At 40.2% G+C, this 22,625-nt stretch carries 16 protein-coding genes and 1 pseudogene; all 17 read left to right on the forward strand.

Features of this window, described 5'->3' with window-relative positions:
* The first annotated feature begins 11 nt into the window (after positions 1 to 11).
* The 17 genes and pseudogenes from rhaM (at position 12) to pyc (ending at position 22,600) form a co-directional block, all read left to right on the forward strand.
* Positions 12 to 326, forward strand: coding sequence for an L-rhamnose mutarotase (gene rhaM, locus BN2425_RS05525; RefSeq protein WP_042456038.1), 315 nt, complete (start codon positions 12 to 14; stop codon positions 324 to 326).
* 440 nt (positions 327 to 766) lie between these two features.
* Entirely contained in the window at positions 767 to 2,509 is a 1,743-nt protein-coding gene (locus tag BN2425_RS05530) for an ABC transporter ATP-binding protein (protein ID WP_042456040.1), read from the forward strand.
* Between the two features lie 6 nt (positions 2,510 to 2,515).
* Positions 2,516 to 4,297: an ABC transporter ATP-binding protein gene (locus tag BN2425_RS05535; protein WP_042456042.1), complete on the forward strand. Its 1,782-nt coding sequence runs from the start codon at positions 2,516 to 2,518 to the stop codon at positions 4,295 to 4,297.
* Positions 4,298 to 4,491: 194 nt separating this feature from the next.
* Positions 4,492 to 6,279, forward strand: a complete 1,788-nt coding sequence (locus BN2425_RS05540; protein WP_042456044.1) for a cache domain-containing sensor histidine kinase — start codon at positions 4,492 to 4,494, stop codon at positions 6,277 to 6,279.
* The gene (locus BN2425_RS05545) at positions 6,254 to 7,816 is read left to right on the forward strand and encodes a response regulator transcription factor (protein WP_042456046.1); all 1,563 of its coding nucleotides are present in this window, start codon (positions 6,254 to 6,256) and stop codon (positions 7,814 to 7,816) included. The genes BN2425_RS05540 and BN2425_RS05545 overlap by 26 nt, the downstream gene beginning before the upstream one ends.
* 20 nt (positions 7,817 to 7,836) lie before the next feature.
* Positions 7,837 to 9,132: an ABC transporter substrate-binding protein gene (locus tag BN2425_RS05550; RefSeq protein ID WP_042456047.1), complete on the forward strand. Its 1,296-nt coding sequence runs from the start codon at positions 7,837 to 7,839 to the stop codon at positions 9,130 to 9,132.
* Positions 9,133 to 9,288: 156 nt separating this feature from the next.
* Positions 9,289 to 10,599 (forward strand): ABC transporter substrate-binding protein, encoded by a 1,311-nt coding sequence (locus BN2425_RS05555; RefSeq protein ID WP_042456049.1) that lies wholly within the window; start codon positions 9,289 to 9,291, stop codon positions 10,597 to 10,599.
* An 87-nt stretch (positions 10,600 to 10,686) separates the two neighbouring features.
* Positions 10,687 to 11,646 carry a carbohydrate ABC transporter permease gene (locus tag BN2425_RS05560; protein WP_042456051.1) on the forward strand — a complete coding sequence of 320 codons (960 nt, stop codon included), beginning with the start codon at positions 10,687 to 10,689 and terminating at the stop codon, positions 11,644 to 11,646.
* Between the two features lie 5 nt (positions 11,647 to 11,651).
* Positions 11,652 to 12,491, forward strand: coding sequence for a carbohydrate ABC transporter permease (locus tag BN2425_RS05565; protein ID WP_042456109.1), 840 nt, complete (start codon positions 11,652 to 11,654; stop codon positions 12,489 to 12,491).
* A 100-nt stretch (positions 12,492 to 12,591) separates the two neighbouring features.
* Complete coding sequence (locus tag BN2425_RS05570) at positions 12,592 to 13,230, forward strand: YesL family protein (protein WP_052352785.1); 639 nt, start codon at positions 12,592 to 12,594, stop codon at positions 13,228 to 13,230.
* Between the two features lie 123 nt (positions 13,231 to 13,353).
* Positions 13,354 to 14,451, forward strand: coding sequence for a rhamnogalacturonan acetylesterase (locus BN2425_RS05575; protein ID WP_042456053.1), 1,098 nt, complete (start codon positions 13,354 to 13,356; stop codon positions 14,449 to 14,451).
* Positions 14,448 to 15,374, forward strand: coding sequence for a glycoside hydrolase family protein (locus BN2425_RS05580; RefSeq protein WP_235714574.1), 927 nt, complete (start codon positions 14,448 to 14,450; stop codon positions 15,372 to 15,374). The genes BN2425_RS05575 and BN2425_RS05580 overlap by 4 nt, the downstream gene beginning before the upstream one ends.
* 27 nt (positions 15,375 to 15,401) lie before the next feature.
* Positions 15,402 to 16,274, forward strand: a complete 873-nt coding sequence (locus BN2425_RS05585; RefSeq protein ID WP_042456055.1) for a glycoside hydrolase family 43 protein — start codon at positions 15,402 to 15,404, stop codon at positions 16,272 to 16,274.
* 14 nt (positions 16,275 to 16,288) lie between these two features.
* Positions 16,289 to 17,773: an alpha-N-arabinofuranosidase gene (locus BN2425_RS05590; RefSeq protein WP_042456056.1), complete on the forward strand. Its 1,485-nt coding sequence runs from the start codon at positions 16,289 to 16,291 to the stop codon at positions 17,771 to 17,773.
* Between the two features lie 16 nt (positions 17,774 to 17,789).
* Positions 17,790 to 18,092, forward strand: a complete 303-nt coding sequence (locus BN2425_RS05595; RefSeq protein WP_052352786.1) for a hypothetical protein — start codon at positions 17,790 to 17,792, stop codon at positions 18,090 to 18,092.
* A 6-nt stretch (positions 18,093 to 18,098) separates the two neighbouring features.
* Positions 18,099 to 19,037: pseudogene (locus BN2425_RS05600) on the forward strand (glycoside hydrolase family 43 protein).
* A gap of 107 nt (positions 19,038 to 19,144) precedes the next feature.
* Positions 19,145 to 22,600 carry a pyruvate carboxylase gene (pyc, locus tag BN2425_RS05605; protein ID WP_042456057.1) on the forward strand — a complete coding sequence of 1,152 codons (3,456 nt, stop codon included), beginning with the start codon at positions 19,145 to 19,147 and terminating at the stop codon, positions 22,598 to 22,600.
* The last annotated feature ends 25 nt before the right edge of the window (positions 22,601 to 22,625 follow it).

Below are 22,625 nucleotides of genomic sequence, written 5' to 3' on the forward strand. Positions count from 1 at the left end.
AGGAAGAACGAATGATTCGAAAAGCATCAGTAATGAAAGTGTTCCCGGGTTATCATGACGAGTATAAAAAACGCCATGACCAGTTATGGCCCGAAATGGAACTTGAATTAAAAAATCATGGGGCCCATCATTATTCGATTTTTTTAGATGAGCGGACCAATAACCTGTTTGCCTATGTGGAAATTGAAAGCGAAGACAAGTGGAACAAAATGTCCGAAACTGAAATTTGCCAAAAATGGTGGGCTTATATGAAAGAAATTATGGAAACAAATCCAGATAACAGTCCTGTATCTTATGAGTTAAAACAGGTGTTTTATCTAGATTAATAGTTGAATAGTAAGGTAGGAATGAGACCACCAGCTGCTTATGGTGGTCTTTTTAGAAAGGCTCTGTTAAACGATATGTCAATTTTTAACTCTGTTTGATTGGAGCGGGAGGCACTCGACTCCTCGAAAGTCTCAATTATGCTATCGCACAATTTCATGCGAAGAAAATTCATGGATATTTTCCTTGTGCTCTAGTATTTTCTTCGTGCGTGGGCGATTCGGGGATGAAACTTAGTGTCCTGCGGGATTACGGGCTTGGGGAGACCCCGCAGGCGCTTTTTTGCCTAGGAGGCTCCCAGCACGCCTGCGGGCCGCTGAGCGACTGGAGCGGAAATCAACAGCCAAATTTAACAGAGCCTTAAGAAAAAATGCTTGTCAATACACATAACTTAAGAAGAGGAAAAATATGATTGTTTTATGTTTAAAGGGGGTGAAGATTCATGCAGAGTTTGCGTTGGGCTTGGGGGTATATACGAAAATATAAAATGAGAATGTTTTTTGGTCTGGCTTTGGTTCTGTTAGTTTCGACTCTTAATATGGCAAATCCCTATTTAGCAGGCAGGATTGTGGATGATGTCATCTACGGCAATAACCGAAGTCTGTTATGGCCGATGTTGGGTTTAATGGTTGGTTGTACAGTGATTAGGACAATAGTCCGATACGGGTATCAGCTTATGTTTGAAAACATTTCACAAAACGTTATTTTTAAAATGAGAGAAAACCTATTTGAAAGGCTTATGGGACTGGATTTTTCCTTCTATGATCGTACAAAAACGGGGGATATAATGGCCAGGATGACAGGTGATATGGAGGCCATCCGTCATTTTACGGCCTGGACGATTTATATGATCGTTGAAAATGTGACCATCTTCATCTTTGCAGTCACGTTTATGTTTAGCATTCATGTACCATTGACATTGGCTATTTTAGTGGTTACCCCCATTATCGGGTTCTTTGCCTTCCGGTTATCAAATGATGTAAAGCCAACTTTTACAGAGATCAGGAACCAATTTGCCAAACTTAATTCTGTGGTTCAGGAAAATATCAGCGGGAATCGGGTAGTAAAGGCTTTTGCAAAAGAAAATTATGAAATTGAAAAGTTTTCAAATGAAAACGAAACTTTCAGAGCGAGAAATCTTCAATCAGCTAGAATTTGGGAAAAATATCTACCTGTTTTGGACTCACTTGCCGGTGTATTGACGGTTGTAATGATACTCACAGGCGGAATCATGGTTATCAACGGTTCCCTTACCATAGGAGAACTAGTCATGTTTAATTCATTGATTTGGGCTTTAAACAACCCTATTCGAAGTGCCGGCTGGTTAATTAATGATGTTCAAAGATTTATAGCTTCTGCCGAAAAAGTTGAGGAGCTGCTACTTACAAAATCGCAAATTATTAATGGAAACCATCAAAACGTTCAAGAAAAACAAGCCGATATTGAATTTGACCATGTTTATTTCAGCTACGGTAATGGACCGGCTTTAGAGGACATCAGCTTTACAGCGAAACCTGGCCAAACGATCGCGATTATTGGTCCTACTGGTTCTGGAAAATCCACATTAGTTCATTTGCTTAACCGGTTTTATGATGTGACGGAAGGAGCCATTTATGTAGGGGGTAGGAACGTAAAAGAGTGGCACCTCCATCAATTAAGGTCTTCAATGGGTATGGTTATGCAGGATATTTTTCTTTTTTCTGATACGATTGAAGGAAACATAGCCTATGGAAGTCCTAATGCCTCCATAGAAGCGGTCCAAATTGCCGCCGGGCAAGCAGAAGCGCATGAGTTTATTGCTTCCCTTCCCGACGGTTACGATACTATCGTCGGTGAAAGGGGAGTCGGATTATCCGGCGGCCAGAAGCAGCGAATCGCTCTAGCGAGAGCTCTTTTGAAAAATCCTAAAGTCCTGATACTTGATGATACGACATCAAGTGTAGATATGGAGACGGAAGAACGGATTCAAAAGACACTAAACTCAATCCAGGAAGGAAAAACATGCTTTATCATTGCGCACCGTATATCCTCTGTTAAAGAGGCTGATTTAATCTTGGTTCTAAATAACGGGAGAATTATTGAACGGGGAACACACGACCAATTACTCATGCAAAGAGGTTACTATTATAATGTGTTCCAAAACCAGTATGGGAACTTTGATATTCACTTAATGGCAGGGATGTGAAACTCATTGGCACGCAACAAATTTAATGTGGATGAAGAGCTTGAAACGCCCTTTAGTATCGCACATCTGAAAAGATTACTGGTGTATGTTAAACCCTATAAAACAAAAATTATGATAACTGTACTTATCATGTTGGCAGCAAGCGGGGCTAATTTAATTGGCCCTTACTTAATCAAACAAGCGATTGACAAAGAAATTCCCGGGAAGAATATAGAAGGTTTAGCGGCCCTATCGGGGATTTATTTAGTTGCCTTAACAGTGACGGGAATTTGTATGAAATTCAGGATCAGAATGATGTCACAGATTGGCCACAGTGTGATTAAGAATATCCGGAGAGATTTATTTACCCATTTGCAAAAGCTATCCTTTTCCTTTTTTGACAGCCGCCCGCATGGAAAGATTTTAGTAAGAGTGGTTAATTACGTTAATTCATTAAGCGACTTACTTTCCAATGGATTAATTAATTTAATCACTGATTTATTCAGCTTATTGGTAATCATTGGCTTTATGTTTTCCATCAATGCAAAACTTACATTATTTGCAATGGCGGGATTCCCAATCCTGGCTTTGATTATTTTTTTAATAAAAAATGCCCAGCGCAAAGCTTGGCAAAATTTGAGCAATAAACAGTCAAATTTAAATGCCTATATCCATGAAAGCATCAATGGAATAAAAGTTACCCAGGCATTCGTACGGGAAGAAGAAAATAAAAAAATCTTCCATGGTGTTTCCAATGGCTATAAAACATCGTGGCTTAAGGCGGTGAGGGTCCATTTCTTGCTGTGGCCGGCGATTGAAAATATTTCTGTCCTGACGGTTACGTTAATATACGTTTTAGGAGTCGGTATGATTGGCAACGGAATTACTGTTGGTGCCCTAGTAGCATTTGTGGGGTATATATGGATGTTTTGGACACCCCTGGCAAACATCGGGAATTTTTATAATGCGATTATTAATGCATCGGCATACCTGGAACGGATATTTGAAATGATGGATGAGAAACCTGAAATTTCGGATCGTCCCAACGCAAAAGAACTCCCAATTATTAAAGGAAAAGTGGAATTTGATAATGTGGTTTTTGGATATGAAACAACTACACGGAATTTGAATCAAATTAGTTTTAAGGCAAATCCTGGTGAGTCAATCGCTATTGTGGGACCAACCGGGGCTGGAAAAACAACCATCGTTAGTTTGCTTAGCCGTTTTTATGATATCGGGAGCGGTGAAATAAGAATAGATGATATGAATATTGAGACGGTGACCATCTCTTCTTTAAGAAAACAAATGGGGGTCATGCTTCAAGACCCATTTATTTTCTCCGGAACGATTATTGACAATATTCGGTACGGCCGGCTAGATGCGTCCGATGAGGAAGTAATCGCCGCAGCAAAAGCAGTACAGGCGCATCCATTTATCAGCCAGTTAAAACAAGGTTATTATACCGAAGTGAATGAAAGAGGCTCCGTCCTTTCCAATGGTCAAAGGCAGCTTATCTCATTTGCAAGGGCGTTGTTGGCAGACCCCAAAATTCTTATTTTGGATGAGGCAACTTCTTCCATCGATACAGAGACCGAATTGGCATTACAAAAAGGACTAGAAACATTGCTTGCCGGCAGGACATCGTTTATTATTGCCCATCGCCTTTCAACCATCCAAAATGCCTCTAAGATCCTATATATTGATAAGGGAATGATTCTGGAAGAAGGAACACATGATGAATTAATTCGTCTCCGGGGTCTTTACTGGAAATTATATTCATCCTACTATTCGTCACTAAGAGCAATTTAGACTAAACCCTGAAGGAGGTCCTTCAGGGTTTTTATTGAATTGTTTTTCTTGCAATCTTTCATAAAATATTCCCTATGAAAATAGGAAATTCAATGGTAAAATCAAATTAATTTTATTCGACAAAAGCTGGCACAAGCATAGAAAGCAGACATCATGATTCGGCTTAAAAAACGGGAATTGGAGAGTAAATTTCCATGAATAAGATATGGCATCGAATCAAGAGAAATTATCAAAATTTAAAAATAAAGAATAAACTGTTTATCCTTATTTTCTCCATTTTGATACTTTCATTTTCCTTTGCTTTTATGGGGTTGCAATATGCCTTTCATATTTACGATGAACAACTATACAGCAAGTCGTCACAAGTGTTAAGCACTTCCTCGAACAGTATAGAAGGCGAATTAAAGCACATGGAGGAAGTGACGTATAGTATTTTGACTGACCCGCAAATCCAGCAATATTTGGCTTCAGTTAGTCAAGATGGTTCGGAATATGAAAAGTTTCTTTTACGTAACAAAATGATGGATAAGCTGTGGAGCTATGTAAACAGGGAGAAATATATCGATTCAGTAAAATTGCTTGATGTGAATGGGGGGGAATATGCTCTAGACGACAGAAATGTAAAATTAACGCAAGAACAAAAGTCAGACATTGTTAAACAGGCTATTCATGCTGATGGGAGTAATGTTTGGATTAATCCGCCAAATAATAATTTCACTATTGCCACTGCCAGAACAATTAAACAATACTCCAATTTAAGCTTTGACAATATCGGGACCATCATAATTTATATTGATATGGAAAAACTTGTAGGCGATATTTTAGAAGGTTCCAGCAAAATGGATGGCGAGTTCTTTATTGCCAATAAACAAGACCTAATTTTTCCAAAGAATGTTGCCACCCAGTTTAACGAATTGCCTTTAAATGTAAAAAATGGCTACCAAGTCAAGGAAATTGGGCAAAAGAATTACTTCCTTGTCCAAATTCAATCTAATTATTTCGATTGGAACTATATAAATGTCATTCCGTTTAACCAAATCTTCAAAGATATTAATATCATTAAGACTGTTTTTGTGTTTGTTTTCTTCCTCATGTTTATGATTGTCATGATCGTTGGAATCCGTTTTGCTAAGAATATCACGACTCCTCTTGAAAATCTTGTAGCTAGTATGGAATACCTTAAGGTTGGGGATTTCAAGGAAGCCAAAAAGGAAGCGCTTAAATCACCAATTACCCAAGAGGATGAGGTGGGCAAGCTGCAGCAAAATTTCCAATCAATGACTCAAACGATAGATGAGTTGATTAATGAAAACTATGCCAAACAGTTAACCATCAAAGAAACAGAGTTTAAGGCACTTCAGGCTCAAATTAATCCACATTTTCTATATAACACCCTAGAATCTATCAATTGGCTGGCAAAAGGTAATGGGCAGTTTCAAATTTCAAAAATGGTAGAAGCGCTTGGCTTTTTGCTCCGCAATTCAATTAGCTTAAAAAAACCAATGATTACCATTGGGGAAGAGCTCAATATTGTAAAAAACTACATCATCATTCAAAAATACAGATTTGAGGATCGGCTTGACTTCCAAATAGGAGTGGATGCAGAACTCTTTCGGTTGTATATCCCTAAATTAACCTTGCAGCCACTAGTGGAAAATGCGATTAATTACGCATTGGAACCCATGGTTGAACCATGCAAAATCAGAATTTACTCGTCAATTAAAGAACAGACGCTCCAATTAATTGTTGAAGATAACGGACCGGGAATGGAACCCGCTTATCTCGAAAAGTTACGGCAAGGCCAAATCAAGACACGGGGACAAGGTGTGGGAATAGCCAATATTAACGAACGAATCAAATTGAGCTATGGTGAAGATTACGGCATAAAAATTGATAGTGTACCTAATCAAGGGACGAAAGTGATGATTAACTTACCGTTCAGAGAGGAGGAAGTTTATGTACAACGTACTGTTAGTGGATGATGAAAAAATCATTACCGAAGGAATGTCGAAGGTCATAGACTGGAATTCTATTGGTACAAATCTGATTGGCACCGCGTGGAATGGAATAGAAGCCTTTAAAATAATCGAACAACAACATCCTGATATCGTAATTAGTGATATTAAAATGCCTGGTATGAACGGTCTTGAATTGGTAGAAAAGGTCAGCGGAAGGTTTCCGGATATAAAATTTATTCTATTGTCGGGGTTCAGTGAATTTGATTTTGCTAAGCAGGCAATGGGATTCGGTGTTAAACATTACCTTTTAAAACCATGCAATGAGAATACCATAATGGATGCTGTAAGCGAAATTTGTCTTGAACTTAAACAAAAACAAGAGCGGGAACGATTTGTCCAAACGATAAAAGGCACCTTGGAAACGGTTTTGCCATTCGCAAAGGAACAGCTCCTGAAAGAGATGATCACTAACCAATACGACAATATCGAGTTAAAACATTATCAAAACCTTTTTGAGAAAGATGTATTATCTGAGAATGTTCGAGTCGTGTTATTCCAATTAGAAGGAGATTTTCAATTCGAGCATATCTTTGCTATTAAAAATATTGCGGAACATATCTTTGATTCTTATACATTGAGTTGTACTGTCTGGGAAACGGTATTATTTCTAATCGGAAATGATTTCAATTCAACAAAATTGCAGGAACAGATTGAAAGAATTAAAAAAACGTTTTACCAGTACTATCAAATAGACACGACTGTAGCAATCAGTGAGGAAGGAAATATCATAACCGCAAATAAATTGTACAAGCAGGCATTGGACTGCCTGGCCTATCGCTTTTATCTTGGTGAAGGCTGTGTCATTACAAAAAGTGATATCGGGTACCAAAGTGAACCAAGTGAAGGGGTATTTTTCTACGATGATCAACAGTTCGTACGGCTTGTTAAATCCGGAAGCTGGTATGCTGTAAATGATGAAATCGGTTCTTTCTTTCGTCAGCTTACCGATTTAAGATTGGATATAGATACCACAAAATCTTATGTTATACAATTATTTAATAGCATGGTTCGTTTATGTGAACCTGAAGAAATGAGCCGGTATTTAAAGGAATTGCCAGTGTTACTAGAAATGGACACCATTCATAATATGAAAGTCCTTTTTGAAAGCGTTGCCCGAAGGATAACGAACAATTATTATCAGCAAACCAAAAACAAACATTCTGCCATTATTAATAAAGTCATCGAGATTATTGAAAAACAGATTGGTAACCAAAACTTGTCGCTTCATTGGGTTGCCAATGAGATGTTATATATGAATGCGGATTATCTTGGAAAGCTGTTTAAAAAAGAAACGGGAGAGAAGTTTTCAAATTATCTTACAAGATTAAGAATCGAAACAGCTATAAAGTTAATAGAGGGTGAAACAGATGTAAAGGTATTTGAAATAGCGGAAAAAATTGGCTTCGGTGAGAACCCGCAATATTTTAGCCAGGTTTTTAAAAAGCATACAGGTTATACTCCTTCAGAATATAAAAGAGAGTCGGTACAAGGATTGTCATAAAATTCAAAGGGGAATTTACCATGAAAAAGCTAATATCCTCAACATTGTCGCTAGTAATGGTATTTTTCGCTGGTGGCTGCGGCATCTTTGGCTTGAACGAAACAACAGCGATTAATGGAAAAGAACAGGTTACCCTAAGGGTCGCCTGGTGGGGGGAACAGCCCAGGCATGATGATACACTTAAAGTTATAGAGCTGTTCGAAAAAAAGTATCCTTATATTAAAATTGAACCGGAATATACCAATTGGGATGATTATTGGAAAAAGCTTGCGCCAATGGCAGCCGGAAACAAGCTTCCTGATATTATTCAAATGGATTTGTTATACTTAAGGCCCTATAGTGAAAACAACTTACTCGAAGATTTAACACCCTTTATCAACGAAAAGACTATTAAAACAGATTCAATCAGTAAGATGATTCTTTCTGGAGGAAAAATTGGTGATAAAGTATATGGGGTACCACTTGGATTAAATGCCCCGGCAATCATCTTGGATCGTACATTGCTATTATCAGCGGGAGTGTCATTTCCAAAAAGTAATTGGAGCTGGAATGATTTCGAAAATTTGGCCTTACAGGTAAATGACCGTAAGCAAATTTATGGAACCAACGGCATGAAACCACCAGAAGTTTTCTTTTCCTATTTTCTGCGGACAAAAGGAAAAAGTTTATATAATGCAAGTGGGACTGGTTTAGGCTATGAAGATGATCAAATGTTTGTTGATTACTTCGAGATGCAATTAAGATTGCTAGAACAAGGTGCATTTCCAAGACCGGATGTAACGGAACAGATAAAGGGAATACAGGATGAATTATTGGTTAATCAGCAGTCTGCTGTCACTTGGGCTCATTCCAACCAGTACATTGGTTTTACGAAAAGCGCCAAAAGGACTCTTGAACTAATCCAACCACCAGGTTATACGCAGGATATGGCGTATACAGTGAAACCCAGCATGTTATTTTCTGTTTCAAAAAGCTCAAAGAATAAACAGGCAGCAGCACTGTTTATCAATTTCTTTGTAAATAGTAGTGACGTTAACCGAATGATTAAGGGGGAAAGGGGAGTGCCCATTTCTTCTAAAGTAGTCAAAAATATTACAAATGATTTAACTGAGCAGGAGAAAAAAGTCTTTGATTATGTGAATAAAGTCAAAAATAAAAACGTTATAGTTGAAAAAGCAGACCCGGTGGGCGGCATAGAGGTCGTAAAACTATTGCAAAATGTTTCTGACCAAATACTGTTTAAAAAAATCACCCCTAGTGAAGGAGCGCAAATATTTAGGACCAATGCCGCAAAAATCCTCTCACAAAATGGGTAAAACACCATTGAGCAATGTTCAATGGTGTTTTTTTATGGGAAAAAGTCGGATTTTTAAACAAACTGTACGGAAATTTAAATTCAGACATTTCTGTTTTAACTGCATAATTAGAAATGTAAACACTTACATGGTGTAAAAAGAAAAGGGGGAAAAAATGTGAAGAAATTCTTAGTTTTATTGTTTAGTGTTGTACTAGTTTTCTCTTTAGCAGCATGTAACAGTAGCAGTAAATCTACAAGTAGTGATGAATCCAAACCAAAAGAAGAGAAAAAAGGCGATGAACCGGTTACCCTAAGGATCTCCTGGTGGGGTTCTCAGCCACGTCATGACTATACACTGAAAATTATCGAAATGTATGAAAAACAACATCCAAATGTAAAAATTGAAGCAGAGTATGCTGCATGGGATGACTACTGGAAAAAGCTAGCTCCTCAAGCTGCCGCAAACGAGCTTCCAGACATTATCCAAATGGATTTATCCTATTTCTCTCAATACTCTCAAAACGGTCAATTGGCTGATCTAAGTAAATTTGCAGGTAAAGAAATTAACACAAAAGACATTGCTAAAAATGTCATTGACGGCGGAAAAATTGGCGACAAGCTTTATGGGATTAACTCCGGTGTAAACGTTGTTGGTTTCCATTATGATCCAGCCTTGTTGAAAAAAGCCGGTGTCGATTCCATTCCTGAAGACTGGACTTGGGATGACTATAAGGAAATCGCCGCAAAAGCAAAAGCTGCTGGTTTGTTCGTTGACTCTGGCATGAAAGCAGACGTGTTCTTTAACTATTATTTAAGAACTCAAGGCAAGTCGCTTTATAGCAAAGATGGCACGACTCTTGGTTATAAGGATGACAAGTTATTCGTGGATTTCTTTAAAATGACTTCTGGATTAGTAAAAGACAAAGCAGTTCCAACTCCTGATTATTTAGCACAGCTTAAAGGTTTAGAGGATTCTGATTTAGTTACAAGTAAAGGAATTGGGGTATGGCAATGGTCCAACCAGTTCGTAGGGCTTCAGCAGGTTGCTAATAGACAGCTAGAGATCGCACCAATGCCAGGTCCTGACACCAAGAAAGGTTTATACTTAAAACCTGCCATGTTCTGGTCAGTTGGCAACAATTCTAAAAATAAAGCAGAAGCAGCTAAGTTTATTGATTTCATGATTAATGATATTGAAGCAAATAAATTAAACCTTGGTGACCGTGGTGTTCCTGGTTCTTCTGTTGTAAAAGATGCATTAAAACCACTTCTTTCCCCGGCACAGGTGCAAGTATTTGATTATGTGGAGTGGGCAGAGAAAAACAGCTCAGCGTTTGATGGACCAGACCCTGTCGGTGCTGGAGAGGTAATCGAATTGATGGATAGTATAAGTGAACAGATGGCTTATGGAAATCTAAAAGTAGAAGATGCTGCGAAACAGTTTAGACAACAAGCAGAAAGCATCTTGGCTCAAAACAAAAAGTAAACTTTCATGGTGATAGCTGATCCATTCCTTTTGATCAGCTATCGTCCTTTTCTCTTAGGAAATTCTATAGAATAAGGAGATGAGTAAATGAGCACCCGTGTGGTAAAGGAAAATGTGGAAGCGAATATCACGATTCGTCCTGTCAGCAAACGATCCCGTGCCATTAAAGAGAATCTGACAGGTTATGCATTTATTAGCCCATTTGTTATTGGTTTCCTTGCTTTTACCTTAATTCCAATCGTAATGTCCTTATATTTATCATTTACAAACTATAATCTGTTTGCAGCACCTAAATGGATAGGCCTTGATAACTATGTAAAAATGTTCACCGCGGATCCAAGGTATTGGCAGTCTTTAAAGGTTACCATTATTTATGTGTTTGCCGGCGTTCCCTTTAGACTTATTGTCGCTTTATTAATCGCCATCCTATTAAATACTGCCTCAAAGGCAGTGGGACTCTACCGTACCTTATTTTATTTACCGTCTCTGATTGGTGGAAGTGTTGCGGTAGCGATCATGTGGCGGAATGTATTCGGTGACCAGGGGATAGTCAATATTGTACTAGACATGCTTGGGATCCCAGTCGTTCGATGGTTTGGGAATCCAACTGCTGCATTATGGATGCTCATTTTCTTGGCAGCTTGGCAATTCGGCTCATCCATGTTAATATTCCTAGCTGGTTTAAAAGGGATACCTAAAAGTTATTATGAAGCAGCCAGTGTAGATGGAGCCAATGGATTGCAGCAATTCTTCAAAATCACGCTTCCCATGTTGAGCCCAGTTATTTTATTTAACACAGTTATGCAAACCATTAGTGCGTTTATGACATTCGTACCAGCGTTTATTATCTCAAAAGGTACAGGAGGTCCGTTAGACGGAACACTTCTTTACTCCTTGTATCTATACTTACAAGGTTTCGAGTTCTTCAATATGGGTTATGCTTCTGCAATGGCATGGATCATGTTAATTATTGTTGGAATTTTAACTCTAATCATCTTTGCAACATCAAAATTCTGGGTTCACTATGAATCGGAAGGAGGCAGATAATTATGATGAAGTTAAAATCGCCAAAATGGTGGTTGTATCATCTACTAGTGGGCGGATTTGCCATTTTGATGCTTTATCCGGTTATTTGGCTCCTGATGAGCTCCTTTAAGCCCAGTGATACCATCTTTGTCACTGCCAAATCACTGATACCTGATAATTGGATTTGGACGAACTATGCAGAGGGCTGGAAAGGGATTGGCGGAAATTCCTTTGGAGTCTTCATTAGAAATACCGCGATCATTGTGGTTATTACATTAATTGGTCAAGTGATTTCATCCTCATTGATTGCCTTTGGCTTTGCACGTCTTAATTTTAAAGGAAGAGGGTTCTGGTTTGCATTAATGATGGTCACGTTAATGCTTCCAGGGGAAGTGGTCATGGTTCCACAATATATTGTGTTCTCTAAACTAGACTGGTTGAACTCGATTAAACCATTAACCGTTCCAGCCTATTTTGGAACACCATTCTTTATCTTCTTGCTCGTTCAATTTATCCGCACGATTCCAAGAGAATTGGATGAAGCGGCAATCATTGATGGCTGTGGCACTTTCAAAATTTTTTCGAAAATCATTTTGCCATTAATCACACCGTCGCTGGCAACGGTTGCTATTTTCTCTTTCTACTGGACCTGGGACGCCTTATTAGGGCCTGTTCTCTATTTAAACAGCCCTTCAAAGTACACTGTTTCGATGGCATTAAATATGTTCCTGAGTAATGAAACGGTATCCAATTGGGGCGCTATGTTTGCCATGTCTATTGTTACCTTAATTCCTGTTTTTTTAATCTTCTTCATCTTCCAAAGATATGTTGTGGAAGGAATCAGCACAAGCGGGTTAAAGGGCTGACATGGTTACAAATCTACTATTCTTAAAACTTTGCCACTTCGTATCCTAATGGGAGTGGCAAAAATCATTTTGTTAAACAAGGGACTAAGGAGGTTTACAAATGGACACTTCAGGTATAATGGGTGGCTTTAATAAACTGTTTGAATGGATATCAAGGCTAGCATGGTTAAATGTATTATGGATTTCATTTACGCTGTTGGGTTTAGGCATCTTTGGATTTTTCCCTGCGACAGTTGCTATGTTCTCGGTTACCCGAAAATGGATGTTAGGTAATGATGAGGTGTCTATTTTTAAAACTTTTTGGACTACTTATAAAAAGGAATTTTTAAAAAGTAATCTTCTGGGATTCATTATTCTTGCTATTGGCTTGATATTATTTATTGATTTTCAATTTGTGATGCATTCATCTCATCGTTTTGTTTCAGTTCTATATGTCCCGTTTCTTATCATCTCCTTAATTTTTATTTCGATGTTATGTTATATCCTGCCGATTTTTGTTCATTATGAAATGAAGATTAGCCAGGTGATAAGAAGTTCCTTTTTTGTCATGATCATGAATCCTTTATCAACCTTTTACATGTTGATAGGAATCTTTGGAATTCTTTTCGTGCTCTCCTATGTGCCGCCAATATGTATCCTTTATAGCGGCAATTTATTGGCATTATTCATGATGAAACCAGCTGTCAATGCATTTGAAAAGATTAACCAAAAAGCAAAGCTTATGCTTCAGGAGCAATAAGAAAAGCTATGGAGTTAGATAATTTTTAACGGCGGAAATTATCATTTCTCTCTTTTAAGAAAATCGGGATCTCATATATTGGGACCCGTTTTTTAATAGATTGAGGTGGAAAGGAGCATTAATATGATTTTTTGTAAAAAATTCGTCCTTGGTGAAGACCAGGTAAGTTCGAATGAGCTTTTATATTCTACTGAAAAGGGGTATGGGTTTGTCCTTCCGGAGGGAATTGACAGGGATGAAGATAAACGGGATTCTTTGCCGGGGGAATATTGTATCCCACAGGTCCCATCCTTTATAGTGGATGTTCCGAATGGAAATTACCGGGTTAAGGTTAATAACACTTCGTCAAATGAAATCACGATTAAAACGGGGCAAGGTCACTTGCACAGAAAGCTGGACCCGACCCGAAGAGAAGAATGTCTTACGGTGCATGTTAATGATAGAAGGTTAAAGGTTGCATTTATTGGAGAGCAGTCATTTACAGGTTCAATTGAGATAGAAAATGCTCCGGATACCCAGACTGTTTACTTGGCGGGAGATTCAACTGCAACTGACCAGCGTTCAAGCGGATACCCCTATTATGGGTGGGGACAGATGCTTCCTTTCTTTCTTGGGGATACTGTAGCCGTTTCTAATCATGCAGGATCCGGAAGAAGCTCGAAAAGTTTCATTAACGAGGGACGTTTGGAAAAGATATGGAACACCATCCAAAAGAATGATTTTCTGTTGATTCAATTTGGCCATAATGACGAAAAAGACGATGAACGCGGTACAGAGCCCTTTTCGACCTTTCAGGAACACTTAAAAATCTATATAGACGGAGCAAGGACAAGAGGAGCCATTCCTGTCCTCATTAGTCCGATGCACCGGCGTTTTTTTGATGAGGAAGGGAATATCATCAATACCCATGGGGACTATATCGCAGCAATGGAAGAATTGAGTTTTATAGAGAATGTTTCCTATATCGACTTGGCTGGAAAAAGCAAAACCCTTTATGAAAGTTTGGGAGATGAAGGAACGAAAAAGCTTTTCACATGGGCCGCTCCTGGCGCTTATGCCAAATTTCCCGATGGCATCGAGGATAACACCCATTTTCAAGAGCTGGGGGCATTAGCGATAGCAAAATTGGTGGTCGAAGGTATCAGGGAAAACAACATAGAAAACCTTGCTTCAGCCCTAAGAATGATAAATAACGGATTATTGGAGGGACTGGGCAAGTGAAAGAAATAAACCAACCTAAATCCCCCTTATTTAGAGACCCGATTTATGACGGTGCAGCGGACCCGGTTATTATCTGGAACCTTGATGCAAAAGAATGGTGGATGATTTACACGAATAGACGGGCTAATGTAGAATGCCAACAGTTTGCCTGGGTTCATGGAACCGATTTAGGAATTGCGTCTTCTTCTGATGGGGGACGGAATTGGAATTACCGTGGAATTTTGAAGGGACTTAATTTTGAACCAGGAAGAAACACGTTCTGGGCTCCGGAAATTGTTTGGCATGATGGCATGTATCATATGTACGTCAGTTATATTCAAGGTGTGCCATATGAGTGGAAAGGACATAAGCGAGGAATTATCCACTATACCTCTACAAATCTATGGGATTGGCAATATGAATCGATCTTGAATTTGAGCTCTGAATATGTGATTGATGCGGCGATCCATAGACTTCCGGGCGGCACCTGGCGAATGTGGTATAAGGATGAAGCGAATCATTCCCATACCTATGCCGCAGACAGTGAGGACTTATACCACTGGGAAGTGGTGGGTCCTGTGATAACCGGTTTTCCGCATGAAGGTCCGAATGTGTTTCATTGGAAGAATAGATACTGGATGATTATTGATGAATGGAAAGGGCTAGGCGTCTATCAATCCAGTAATGGTGAGGATTGGACAAGGAACGGCATCATCTTATATGAGCCGGGAACCCGAGAAGATGATGGTACCATTGGCCTCCACGCGGATGTCCATGTGAAAGGTGACAACGCTTATATCTTTTATTTTACACATCCAGATAGGGTGGATGCTGCCGAGCCTTCCTATAAAACCAGAAGATCATCGATTCAGGTGGCAAAATTGGAGTTAGTTGACAACGTCTTGGTTTGTAACCGAAATGCCCCATTTGAATTAAACTTATAGATTTATTTTTTCATAGGAGACTGAAAAATGTTAACCAATAACGACATTCGAATTCGCGACCCCTTTATTCTTGTGGATCAGGAATCCCGAAGCTACTTCATGTACGGAACAACGGATCAAAATGTGTGGGAGGGGAATGCAGTGGGCTTTGATGCCTACAAAAGCGGTGATCTGGAAAACTGGGAAGGACCTTTTGAAGTGTTCCGCCCATCTGCCGTTTTTTGGGGGGATCACCATTTTTGGGCACCGGAGGTTTATTTTTACCAAAATAATTACTATATGTTTGCTAGTTTTAAAGCAGAGGGGAAATCCCGTGGAACCCAAATACTTATTTCCGAGAACCCGTTAGGTCCATTCACTCCGCATTCTGATGGCCCGGTTACTCCACATGACTGGGAATGCCTGGATGGAACTTTGTTTTTGGATGATCAACAGCTGCCTTGGATGATCTATTGCCGGGAATGGCTTCAGGTTCATGACGGTGAAATTTGGGCGCAGCGTTTATCCTGTGATTTAAAAGCCACCTCTGGGAAGCCTATTCTATTGCTTCAGGCTTCTGAAGCGGGATGGACGGTGCCGGTTAGAGGGGAAGCGGATTTTGTTACTGACGGTCCTTACCTTTATCGGGCACTAAATGGGGAACTGCTCATGCTATGGTCAAGCAAAAGTAAACATGGATATGCGGTTGGCATCTCAAAGTCCCGCTCTGGCCAATTAAATGGACCGTGGCTGCATGAACCTAATCCATTGATAGATGAAGATGGCGGACATGCCATGCTGTTTAAAACCTTTGCCGGGGAGTTAAAATTAGCCATCCATTCACCTAATCGTTCACCAAATGAGCGGCCCATTTTTTTAACTATAGTAGAAAAAAATAATCAATTACTTGTTAAAAGGTAAGGAGGTAAATTGTAATGAACAATGTAATTATAAACACCGATATTACGCAAGGGAAAATTAATAAGAATATCTATGGACATTTTGCAGAACATCTAGGCAGATGCATTTATGGAGGAATTTGGGTAGGAGAAGATTCTCTGATTCCGAATACGATGGGAATTCGTAACGATGTATTGGAGGCATTAAAGGAAATAAACATCCCGGTTCTCCGCTGGCCGGGAGGCTGCTTTGCCGATGAGTACCATTGGAAGGATGGGGTTGGTCCAAAAGAAAACCGCAAGCGTATGGTCAACACCCATTGGGGCGGTGTTGTGGAAAACAATCATTTTGGAACCCACGAATTTATGCTTTTATGCGAATTGCTGGGATGCGAACCCTATATTTGCGGAAACGTTGGGAGCGGAACTGTTCAGGAGATGTCTGAGTGGGTGGAGTATATGACCTTTGACGGGGAATCGCCAATGGCCAATTGGCGCAGGGAAAATGGCAGAGAAAAGCCTTGGAAACTGACATACTTTGGGGTTGGAAATGAAAATTGGGGCTGCGGCGGTAATATGCGAGCCGAGTATTACTCTGACCTATATCGCCGTTATCAAACATATGTTAGAAATTATGGAGGCAATAGAATTTATAAGATAGCGGGTGGCGCCAATTCAGATGATTATAATTGGACAGAAGTCCTAATGAAAAATGCGGAGCGTATGATGGATGGACTCAGCGTCCATTATTATACCGTCCCTGGCGATTGGCAAGATAAAGGTTCTGCTATCGATTTTGCCGAGGATGAATGGTTCATCACTATGAAGAAGGCCTACCGAATGGAGGAGCTTATCTCAAAACACTCGAAAATCATGGATCAATATGACCCCCAAAAGAGAGTTGGACTGATTGTGGATGAATGGGGTACCTGGTTTAATGTAGAAAAAGGAACTAATCCAGGCTTTTTGTATCAACAAAACACGTTAAGAGACGCGCTGGTGGCAGGGGTGCATTTTCATATTTTCCACAACCACAATGACCGTGTGCAGATGGCCAATATCGCCCAGACGGTTAATGTCCTGCAAGCGATGATTTTAACAGAAGGGGAAAAAATGATCCTCACCCCAACCTATCATGTGTTTAACATGTACAAAGTCCATCAGGATGCAGAGCGTATAGCTGTCCAAGCATCATTCGGCAACTATATGCATAAAGGGGAAGCGTTGCCGCAAGTTAGTGTAACTGCCTCTAAAAGTGACAAAGGAAGAATTCACATCAGTTTATGCAATATTGATCCGTTCAATAAAGCAGATCTAAGCATTGAACTCCGCGGGCTAAATGGAACTAATTCAAGCGTATCAGGTACTGTTTTAACCGCAGGGAGCATGAACGCCCATAATACCTTTGAACAGCCGGATGTGGTAAAACCAGTTGAATTTCATGGTGTAAAGATGACAGAGGCTACACTTTCTGTTTGCTTGCCAGCCATGTCGGTTGTGACCTTGGCCCTTGAATCCTAATGGGATGGTGGTACTTGTGGAAGAAAAAAGTTTTTGTAAGGGCTGTCTTGAATCTGTACTCGTGGCGGATGATGCAATCAATCAAATGATACAAGAAGCAGAGCAAGATGACCCCTCAAAGTTGGTTGCTGACGAAATTTATTTTTTTAGATTGGAGCAATGCGGGAATTGTCCCTCTTTGCAATACGGGACGACCTGTGCCCATTGCGGGTGCCTTGTCCGTTATCGGGCAAAATTCAAAAATAAAGGTTGCCCTAGTGTAGAGACACCAAGATGGAATAAAGTGGCCCATGTGGAGAATGGGAAAAAGGAAGTGTGAAAGAATATGAAACAATTTGTTTCTTTTAAAAACCCCATTGTCGAGCAGCGTGCTGACCCATGGGTATACAAGCATACGGATGGCTTTTATTATTTTACTGCACTGGTTCCGGGATACGACCGAATTGAAGTACGCAGGTCACATACAATCGAGGGATTGGCCGAGGCTGATCCTGTTGTCGTCTGGAGACAGCATGATAGCGGCATCATGAGCGCCAATATTTGGGCTCCCGAAATCCATTATATTGATGGTAAATGGTACATTTACTTTGCGGCCGCGAGGAAGGACGCGATTTTTGCCCATCGGATGTATGTGCTCGAAAATCAATCCGAAAACCCTCTTGTGGGTTCTTGGATAGAAAAAGGCCAAGTACTAACGGAATGGGAGTCTTTTTCGCTTGATGCTACAACCTTTGAACAAAAAGGAACCCGGTACTATGTCTGGGCACAAAAGGACCCAAATATAGAGGGGAGTACCAACCTCTATATTGCTAAAATGGCAAACCCCTGGACAATCGAGGGACCACAAGTGATGATCACAACACCTGAATTCGGGTGGGAAAAAGCTGGCTTTTGGGTCAATGAGGGACCGGCTGTTTTAAAAAGGAACGGCAGAATATTTCTAACCTATTCCGCCAGCGCAACGGATGCAAACTACTGTATGGGAATGCTGACGGCGGATGAAAACAGGAATCTATTAAATCCTAAGTCATGGTCGAAGTCAAAGCTGCCTGTTTTGCAAACCAATGTGAAAAGGAAAGAATTTGGACCAGGACATAATAGTTTTACCACTACAGGGGATGAAAATACGGATATCTTAATCTATCACGCCCGCAATTACCAGGATATTCAGGGAAACCCGCTCTGAGATCCAAATCGACACACAATGGCACGTGTGATTTCTTGGAAGGAAGATGGAACTCCTAATTTTGAGCTAACCGTCTGAATTAATTGTTTTGCAGAATATTTTTTCGATTGTTTCTTTACTGATTATTCTAATTTGTATGATATTATAAAAGTTATAGAATAATCGGTAGGAGGCATTTTTGTAAAATGGGGATTATCGGGACAAAACACATTAACAAAGTATTGGTTGCAAACAGGGGAGAAATTGCCATAAGGGTCTTTCGCGCCTGTACGGAACTGAATATTCGCACTGTTGCTATCTATTCGAAAGAGGATTCGGGTTCATATCATCGATATAAAGCTGATGAAGCCTACTTAGTTGGGGAAGGGAAGAAGCCGATCGATGCTTACTTGGATATTGATGGGATTATTGCCATTGCCAAGAGGAGCGGAGCAGATGCCATCCACCCAGGGTATGGATTTCTTTCGGAAAATATTCACTTTGCAAAACGTTGTGAAGATGAAGGCATCATTTTTATTGGGCCGAAATCTAAGCATTTAGATATGTTTGGCGATAAGGTAAAAGCGAGACACCAGGCAGAGCTTGCTGACATTCCGGTTATTCCCGGCAGTGATGGCCCAGTGGACAGCATTGAGCAGGTTATTGAATTTGGGGAAAAACATGAATTTCCTATTATCATTAAGGCAGCTCTTGGCGGCGGGGGCCGGGGAATGAGAATTGTCAACAGCAGGGCAGAAGTCAGTGAGGCTTTTGACCGAGCAAAATCGGAAGCAAAAGCAGCTTTCGGGAATGACGAAGTGTATCTTGAGAAATTGATTGAAAAGCCAAAGCATATCGAGGTCCAAATCATTGGCGACAAGCATGGCAACATTGTCCATTTGTATGACCGCGATTGTTCGGTTCAAAGGCGCCATCAAAAAGTAGTGGAGGTCGCCCCAAGTACAGCCATTTCCCATGAATTGCGCAAGCAGATTTGCGATGCAGCAGTTAAACTGATGAGTCATGTCAATTACCTCAATGCGGGTACGGTTGAGTTTCTTGTCTCCGGAGATAACTTCTATTTTATTGAAGTGAATCCCCGTGTTCAGGTTGAACATACGGTTACTGAAATGGTAACGGGAATTGATATTGTCCAAACTCAAATTTTGGTTTCGGAGGGTCATGAACTCCACGGTCCGATTGTGGGAATACCCCAACAGGACAAAATTCAATTAAACGGATTTGCCATTCAGTCCCGTGTTACAACAGAGGACCCATTAAATAATTTTATGCCGGACACGGGAAGAATCGCAGCCTATCGTTCTGGAGGTGGATTTGGTGTACGGCTTGATGCAGGTAACAGTTTTGTGGGAGCGGTCATTACCCCTTATTATGACTCCTTGCTTGTAAAACTGACGACATGGGCCCTCACCTTTGAACATGCTGCCGCAAAAATGGTCCGTAACTTACAAGAATTTAGAATCAGGGGCATAAAAACCAATATACCTTTCCTTGAAAATGTGGTAAAACATGAAAAATTCCTGAATGGTGAGTACGATACTTCGTTCATTGATACGACACCCGAGTTATTTATTTTCCCAGCAAGTAAAGACAGGGGAACAAAGCTGCTTAATTATATTGGAACCGTGACAGTGAATGGTTTTCCAGGTATTGAAAAAAGGAAAAGACCAGTGTTTCCAAATCCTAAAGTTCCGAAGATCGCTTATGATGCCCCTTACAAACCGGGGACAAAGCAGATTCTGGATCAATATGGTGCTGATGAATTAGTGAATTGGGTGAAAAACCAAAAACAAGTATTATTGACCGATACGACATTCAGAGATGCGCATCAATCTTTGCTAGCTACACGAATGAGAACGATTGATATAGCTCACATTGCTGAACCCACTGCAAAATTACTTCCAGAGTTATTTTCATTTGAAATGTGGGGAGGAGCAACGTTTGATACAGCGTATCGCTTCCTAAAAGAAGATCCATGGGAACGACTGCTAATCTTACGAGAAAGAATTCCAAATATCCTTTTCCAGATGCTATTACGAGGCGCAAATGCGGTGGGCTACAAAAATTATCCCGATAATGTAATAAGGGAATTTGTCAATCAGTCAGCTGCAGCGGGAATTGACGTTTTTCGTATATTCGATAGTCTTAACTGGGTAAAGGGGATGGAGACGGCTATTGATGCCGTTAGACAAACGGGGAAAATTGCAGAGACGGCAATCTGCTATACAGGTGATATTTTAGATGAATCTCGAAGTAAGTATAACCTGGAATATTATAAAAGTTTAGCAAAGGAACTAGAACAACAAGGTGCGCATATTCTTGCAATCAAGGATATGGCAGGCTTGTTGAAACCGGAGGCGGCATATCGGCTAATATCAGAATTAAAGGAAACTGTCGATATCCCTATTCACTTGCATACGCATGATACAAGCGGCAACGGACTGCTTACCTATGCAAGAGCGATTGAAGCAGGAGTGGACATTGTAGATACTGCCTTGAGTTCGATGGCAGGGCTAACATCGCAGCCAAGCTGCAATTCTTTATACTATGCGCTTGAAGGCGGAAAGCGCAAACCTAATGTTCACATAGAGTCCCTTGAAGCACTTTCGTCCTATTGGGAGGATGTACGAAAGTATTATCATGATTTTGAGTCAGGTATGATGTCTCCACATACCGAAGTATACCAGCATGAAATGCCAGGAGGGCAATATAGTAATCTGCAGCAGCAGGCTAAAGCGGTTGGATTAGGCGACCGTTGGGAACAAGTAAAGCATATGTACGCTAGAGTAAATCTAATGTTTGGTGATATTGTCAAAGTAACACCTTCATCCAAGGTAGTCGGTGATATGGCCCTGTTTATGGTCCAAAATAATTTGACTGAAGAGGATGTTTTAATTAAAGGGCATTCGCTGGATTTCCCAGACTCTGTTGTAGAATTATTCCAAGGCTATCTTGGACAGCCTTACGGTGGATTCCCGGAGGAACTGCAAAAAGTTATTCTAAAAGGGAAACAGCCTTTAGAATGCCGGCCGGGGGAACTGTTAGAACCAGTTGATTTCGATAGTTTGAAGGAAGAATTGTTTGTAAAATTGGGCCGTCAGGCAACGTCTTTTGAACTCATTTCCTATGCACTGTATCCAAAAGTGTTTCTTGATTATATTAAAACAGTAGAAGCCTTTGGAGATTTGTCAGTGATGGATACGCCAACATTCCTTTATGGACTGCGATTAGGAGAAGAGGTAAAAATCGAAATCGAAACTGGAAAAACACTGATTGTTAAGCTCGTTTCAATCGGTCAGCCGCAGTCGGATGGCACTAGGATTGTTTACTTTGAGTTAAATGGCCAGCCTCGTGAGGTAGTGATTAAGGATGAAAGTATCAAAGCAACTTCAGCTGCGAGGGTAAAGGCAGATTCAAATAATGAAAGTCATATTGCTGCTTCCATGCCTGGAACTGTGGTTAAGGTATTGATTGAAAAAGGAGAAAAGGTGGAGCAAGGGGACCATTTAATGATAACAGAAGCGATGAAAATGGAAACCACCGTCCAAGCACCCTTTTCTGGAACAGTCAAAGAAATCTATGTTTTAAGTGGAGATGCCATCCAAACGGGTGACCTGCTAATTGAGTTGGTTAAGTCTTAAAAGGAAAAAAGTTGCCGGCATAATC

Source organism: Neobacillus dielmonensis (assembly GCF_000612665.1).
Lineage (GTDB): Bacteria > Bacillota > Bacilli > Bacillales > Cytobacillaceae > Neobacillus > Neobacillus dielmonensis.